This window comes from Luedemannella flava, assembly GCF_039528515.1.
Lineage (GTDB): Bacteria > Actinomycetota > Actinomycetes > Mycobacteriales > Micromonosporaceae > Luedemannella > Luedemannella flava.
In genome coordinates this window covers 1-5,708 of the sequence record NZ_BAAALT010000364.1, presented here as the reverse complement: position 1 = coordinate 5,708, position 5,708 = coordinate 1, and the positions used below count along the sequence as shown (strand labels likewise).

The following is a 5,708-nucleotide window of genomic DNA, read 5'->3' as shown; positions in this document are numbered from 1 at the left end:
GACCACTGACCAGCCCGAACTTCGGACTCAATCATCTAGCGGGTCGCCGGGCTGGGCGAAGTCGAAGTCCACCAGGCCGACCGGCAGGCCGTCGCGCCACACGACGTTCCACGGCCCGAAGTCGCCGTGACAGATCACCTCGCCGGCGCGGGCAGGCCCGTCCGCCAGCGCCCACCGGGCATCCGGCGGCGCCACGAAACCGGCGCTCGCCTGGTGAAAGTCCCGCAGCAGGTGGGCGAAGGCCCGCAGGCCCGCCTCGGGCACCACCTGGCGCCAGCCGTCGGCCCCCGACTCGCCGGGAATGAACCCGAGCACCTCCCGCCCGTCAACAACCTCCAGCGGTACGGGTACCCGGGTGAAACCCACCTCGTGCAGGTGGCGGAGCAGGGCGTGCACCGTGGGGGTCCACCACCCGGCAGGACGGTCGACGCGGTCGCCGTCCACCCGGACGTACCGCGTGGTCATGGTTTTCTGATCTTCTCGGCGAGGCGTGGTCGGGGCTTGCCGTCCACGGCGGTGCAGATGCCGTAGACCCTGGCGTGGCTGGTCCAGCCGTTGACGCGACCCTGGTTGTTGCTGATCTGGACCCGGCCGCGGGCGTCGAGCGCGGAGACCAGGTGCAGGTAGACGGTGCCGGCGACCCTGGCGAGCACGATGTCGCCGACCTCCAACTTCGTCGGGTCGACGGGCGACACGGTGACGAGCTGGCGGCTGTGGATCAGCGGGACCATCGAGCCGCCGCTGGGCCGGAACTCCACGGTCGCGCCGGCGGCGACCCGGCCGGCCATCAGGTCGAGCATTCCCACAGCACGGAGTATGCGGCGCGGCCCCGCCGCGTCGCGATCGAGTATTCGCGATCGGGAACCGGCCTAACGCCTCGGGGCGTGGCAGGCGCAGCCGGCCGTGGCCGCCGCGAGGGTGGTCGGCGACGGGCTCTCGGCGGCGGCCCGCACGTCGGCCAGCATCCGCTCGCGGTCGGCGCTGGTGATGTGCCGGCCCCGCGCGACGACGGCATGGATCCGCGTGGTGTTGGTGATGTCGGCGAGCGGGTCGGCGTCCAGCACGACGAAGTCGGCCGCCTTGCCCGGCGTCACGGTGCCGTGCTGGTGGTCGATCCCCAGGCACCGCGCCGCGTCGCGGGTGGCCGCCTGCAGGGCGCGCATCGGGCTCAGGCCCGCCCCGACCAGGTTGGCCAGCTCGTCATGCAGACTGAACCCCGGGAGTACGAACGGGTTGCTGCAGTCCGTGCCCGCGACCAACGGCACGCCCGCCGCCTCCATAGCGCCGACGATGGCGATCAGCGCGTCGAGGAAGCGCGCCTGGACCACGATCTGCTCGGGCGTGGTCGGCGCGAAGATCGCGTGGCGCTCGGCCCACGGCTGCCGGTACGCCTCGGGGATGTAGACCAGCCGGGGGTCGTTGTCGAACGTGCCGAGCGGGGAGTTGACCATCCGCAGCACGGTGATCGTCGGCACCTGCCACGTCCGGTTGCGGATCAGCAGGCGGTAGAACGCCGCCGCCCGCGCCGGGTCGTAGCTCTCGCTGGCCTGCCAGTCCAACTCGCGCATGAAGTAGTAGTAGGCGAACGGGTCCACCAGCGGCGTCTGCGCGATGAGCGCGTTGAACGCGTCCCGTTGGCCGGACACGGCGACCGGGATGCCGAGCAGGTGCTCCACGGTGTGCTGCCCCGCCCGGGACACGTCCTCGGCCGGCACCAGGTACGGGATGTGCCCCGCGAACGGGATGTGCTCGCGCCGGGTCGCGTCGGCGACGTCCTGGTACAGCTCGGGCGTCAGGTGGGAGTACACCTTGACGAAGTCGCCGCCGTCGCGCTTGATCTGGCGGACCGTCGCGATGACCTCGCGGCGGTCGTGCACGATGATGTCCTCGGGCCCCAGGAACGTCGCCGGCCCGTCCACGATCTGGCCGGCCGCCACGACGCGGGGGCCGAGCAGCTCGCCGCGCTCGATGCGGGCGCGGGTGGCGCGCACCTCGGGCCCGCCGCGCATCTCGCGGATGCCCGTCACCCCGTTGGCGAGGTAGAGGGGCGGGAAGATCGCCTCGTCGACGATGTTATGGGCGTGCATGTCCCACAGGCCGGGGATGACGTACCGCCCGGCGAGGTCGACGGTCCGCGCGCCGGCCGGGCGGGGGACGCCCCGACCCTGGGCGACCGCGACGATCTTGTCGCGGGCGACGACGATCACCGCGTCCGATCGTGTCGGCGCGCCGGTGCCGTCGATGAGGCGACCGTTGACGAACACGGTGAGGTCCGGCGCGGAGGCGCCCGCGGGATCCGCCAGCAGGGTGGACGCGGCCACCCCGGCGCCGCTGAACGACAGCCACCGCAGGAAACCCCGCCGACTCACCTCTACATCGGACACTGCCGCCTCCCTCGCCTCGGGTGCAGCCGACAGTAATGTCGCGAACGACACCACGTAACCGCCGACCGCCCGGTTGACACCTCCGATGCGCGGGCGTCCACGGCCGTCGATCGGGCGATTGAGTGCCTGCCGTAGGAGCGGCACCCGTACCCTCTGCGGGTGAGCGGTAGCAACGACTACGTGAGGCTGCGAGAAACCTTCAACGAGGACGCTGAACGGTATGACCGTGCGCGGCCCCGGTATCCGGCACAGCTGTTCGATGATCTCGCTGCGGCCGGATTAGCGCCCGGGACAAGGCTGTTGGAGATCGGCTGTGGCACTGGGCAGGCGACCGTGCCGCTGGCCGAACGGGGCTACCGGATCGTGGCCGTCGAGTTGGGCGCGGACATGGCTGCTGCGGCCCGGCGAAACCTTGCCGGCTCCGACTCGGTGGCGGTCGTGACGGCAGCGTTCGAGGAGTGGCCCTTGCCTGCGGAACCGTTCGACGCGGTGTTCTCCGCGACGGCGTTTCACTGGATCGATCCGGCCGTGCGGGTGTCGAAGTCCGCTGACGCCCTGCGTCTCGGTGGTCTGCTGGCCACCGTGGGAACCCACCACATCGCCGGTGGCACCTGGACCGAGGCGTTCTTCGTTGAGATTCAGAAGCTCTACGAGCGCTTCGATCCGTCCACGCCACCGGGCCTGCGTCTTGAAGGTGCTCAGAACATTCCGGCGGACGATCGGGAGCTGACCTCGTCGGAGCGGTTCGGGCCTGCGAGCTTCTACCGATACGAGTGGGAGCAGCGGTACTCGACAGCGGAGTACCTGGATCTGCTGTTGACCTACTCCGGCCACCGTGCCTTGCCGGAGGCGCAGCAGAGCGCCTTGCTGAACTCCATCGCGCGGCTCATAGACGTCGACTACGGGGGCCAGGTCGTCAAGCGCCACCTGACGGAGCTGAGGCTCGCCGAACGTGTCCGGTGAGCGGCCGACTGCCCTCGCCGGACCGGGTTCCGCTCACGCGGCGTCTTCAGCCGGACGAGCTGGTCGCCGAGCTCAACGGCGACGCCGACCACGAGTGGCTCACCGCGCTCGTCAAGCGGTATCGGGCACTGAAGCGGTAGCGTCGCGGCGGTTGTGCACAGTACCCGGGAAGGTGAGAACACATGGCGTTGCGCATCGTTCCGGTCGGTCCGGACACCGTCGAGCAGTGGCGCGCGGTCCATAACGAGATCATCCCGGCGCACCAGCTGACCGCCGATGAGATGCGCGACCGCCTGACCCGCAACCGCCTGACCCTGGCGTACGACGCTGACGTGCTGGTCGGCAACGCCACGATCCGGCCGCCGCGATCGGACGGGACGACGGCGACGGTGATCGTGCGGATCCTTCCCCCGTACCGTCGAAGGGGTTTCGGCTCGCGTTACCTGGACGCGATGCTGGCCGAGGCGCGCACGATGGGCGCGCGCCGCATCGAGACGGTGGTGCTCGCGGCCAACGCGGACGGGCTCGCCTTCGCCGTCCGTCGCGGTTTCGTCGAGTTCGACCGCTACGTCGTCGACGACGAGACCGCCGAATTCGTCGACCTGTACCTAGAAGACGGCCCGCGCGGCTCTGCCGATGAGCAGGAGCAGTAGGCAGGATCCGCCGATCAGCCAGCCGAGGAGCCCGGCCATGGCCACCGGAGCCGGCACGGCCGACCACGCACGCCCGAGCCAGGACGGTGACGGTGCGGCCTTGGCCCCGCGCGCGGTCCTGCGGTGGTGGACCTCGGCAGAGAACGGACCCCCGCCCCAGGCGACGAGTGCGAAGGACAGCAGGACGCAGGTCAGCCACGCCGGGTACAGCGCGCCCGCGTCGCCCCGGCCACCACCGGGCGAATACGGGAACGCCAGCGGCCGGATCAGCGCCGCGAGCCCCACGATGACCAGGCCGTAGGCCAGCATCCCGAACGTCGCCAGCCAGCCGCGCCGCAGCGTCCCACCGGCGCCGGGACTGTGCAGCACGGCCCCGATCACGATGCCCGAGAGGGACATTGTCACGATGGCCAGGCCGTCGTCCCGCAGGAGCCGGTGCGCGGCCCGCAGCCAGTCGACCTCGTCAACCAGGTTCTGCACCCACACGGCGACGGCGATGCTCAGCCCCATGGCGAGCACGAACAGCACGATCCGTAGGGCGAGGGGGATCCTGGGCGGCGGTGTGGTGATCACGGCGAACACGGTAGCCAACGCCGCACACCACCGTCACATGATCGTTGATAGGGTCCGGCCGTGCCGTTGACGGGTGAATCCTTTCCGGTCGCGTCGGCCGGCGACGTGGCGGCACTGGTGGAACTGCTCGGCCGGGCTGTCCCGGATGCCCGGTTGCGCGCGAAGCTCGGCGACCACTTCTCCTACGTCGCTGGCGTGAGCCCGGAGTGGTTCCGACCGCACCAGCAGACAGTGGTCGCGGAGCTTCTCGACGGGTTCGACGTTACCTACGACAACCTGTGCGTCCTGCTGGCAGACGCGCCCGACGGCTGCGTGGAGCACCTGGCCCGGCGCCTGCGGGCCGGCTGGCAGTTCCAGGCGGCGTGGGCGCTCGCGGCGATCGGCACCGAGGCGGCGCTTGCCGCGGTAGCCGATCTGGTCCGCACCGGCGCTGACGCCCGCGAGTTCGAGGACTGCGGGATCTGGGTCCCGCCGAAGGGTCCGGCGCAGCGCCGGTTCTCGCTCGACCGGCGCGCTGTCGAACTGCGCCAGTTGTTCAGCAGAGCCTCCGTTGCCGCCGCCGACCACCCGGTGGGCCTGCGGCTGGCCGACGTCGTCCGCGATCCGGGCGCGACTGCGGTGGCCTGGCACTACGTGTCACTCCGAACTGTCCGACCTGCCCGGGATGCCGCGTTGGCCGGCTGATCGTGCGCACCTCGCCGGCCCACAGGGCTCGCTGGGCTGGGTGGTGAGCGCGACCGTGGACCGCGACGGCCGCTGGTCCGACGAGACCGTCGCGCATGACGAGGCGCCCGATGGGGAGAGCGACGCGGTCGACAACGATGACACGCGCGGTCTGGGCTTGGTGATCCTCCGCCCCTACGACGACAGCCTCACCTACTCCAACGGCCACGTCCTGTCCACGCCCGGCGTCGTCGGCACGGCTGGCGGACCCGCGATAGGCCTCTACCCCAACCCCCATTGCCGCTCGTGCGACCGTTTGATGTTCCACGTCGTCACGGTCGAGAACTACATCCGCGAGTACGGGCACGGTTGGCGCACTCTGTACATCTGCGAGGACTGCCACGTCACGACCTGTACCGCGACGAACTGGAACTAAGGAACTGCCGAGGAATAACTTGAGCTTTTGGCGGTG

Annotated in this window: 9 protein-coding genes; 5 read left to right on the top strand and 4 right to left on the bottom strand. The window is 70.6% G+C overall.

The window, feature by feature from the left end:
* Window positions 1-27: 27 nt before the first annotated feature.
* The 3 genes from ABD211_RS33540 to ABD211_RS33530 form a co-directional block, all read right to left on the bottom strand.
* On the bottom strand, window positions 28-465 hold the full coding sequence (locus ABD211_RS33540) for an aminoglycoside phosphotransferase family protein (protein ID WP_344140625.1): 438 nt from the start codon (window positions 463-465) through the stop codon (window positions 28-30).
* A complete protein-coding gene (locus ABD211_RS33535; protein WP_344140623.1) occupies window positions 462-806 on the bottom strand; it encodes a S24/S26 family peptidase in 345 nt (114 codons plus the stop codon). Before ABD211_RS33535 ends, ABD211_RS33540 begins: the two co-directional genes overlap by 4 nt.
* A 63-nt stretch (window positions 807-869) precedes the next feature.
* On the bottom strand, window positions 870-2,369 hold the full coding sequence (locus ABD211_RS33530; RefSeq protein ID WP_344140621.1) for an amidohydrolase family protein: 1,500 nt from the start codon (window positions 2,367-2,369) through the stop codon (window positions 870-872).
* Between the two features lie 174 nt (window positions 2,370-2,543).
* Here ABD211_RS33530 and ABD211_RS33525 point away from each other — a divergent pair, with 174 nt between their 5' ends.
* From ABD211_RS33525 to ABD211_RS33515, 3 genes are read left to right on the top strand one after another with little or no spacing between them, the layout of a single operon-like run.
* Complete coding sequence (locus ABD211_RS33525) at window positions 2,544-3,347, top strand: class I SAM-dependent methyltransferase (RefSeq protein ID WP_344140619.1); 804 nt, start codon at window positions 2,544-2,546, stop codon at window positions 3,345-3,347.
* Window positions 3,344-3,487, top strand: a complete 144-nt coding sequence (locus ABD211_RS33520; RefSeq protein WP_344140617.1) for a hypothetical protein — start codon at window positions 3,344-3,346, stop codon at window positions 3,485-3,487. Before ABD211_RS33525 ends, ABD211_RS33520 begins: the two co-directional genes overlap by 4 nt.
* Before the next feature lie 42 nt (window positions 3,488-3,529).
* Window positions 3,530-4,000, top strand: coding sequence for a GNAT family N-acetyltransferase (locus ABD211_RS33515; protein ID WP_344140615.1), 471 nt, complete (start codon window positions 3,530-3,532; stop codon window positions 3,998-4,000).
* On the opposite strand, the gene ABD211_RS33510 is transcribed toward ABD211_RS33515, so the two are convergent.
* On the bottom strand, window positions 3,956-4,573 hold the full coding sequence (locus tag ABD211_RS33510) for a hypothetical protein (RefSeq protein ID WP_344140613.1): 618 nt from the start codon (window positions 4,571-4,573) through the stop codon (window positions 3,956-3,958). The genes ABD211_RS33515 and ABD211_RS33510 overlap by 45 nt on opposite strands.
* A 60-nt stretch (window positions 4,574-4,633) precedes the next feature.
* On the opposite strand from ABD211_RS33510, the gene ABD211_RS33505 reads away from it, so the two are divergent.
* The gene (locus ABD211_RS33505) at window positions 4,634-5,257 is read left to right on the top strand and encodes a hypothetical protein (protein WP_344140611.1); all 624 of its coding nucleotides are present in this window, start codon (window positions 4,634-4,636) and stop codon (window positions 5,255-5,257) included.
* Window positions 5,258-5,312: 55 nt separating this feature from the next.
* Window positions 5,313-5,672, top strand: coding sequence for a hypothetical protein (locus ABD211_RS33500; protein ID WP_344140609.1), 360 nt, complete (start codon window positions 5,313-5,315; stop codon window positions 5,670-5,672).
* Window positions 5,673-5,708: the final 36 nt, after the last annotated feature.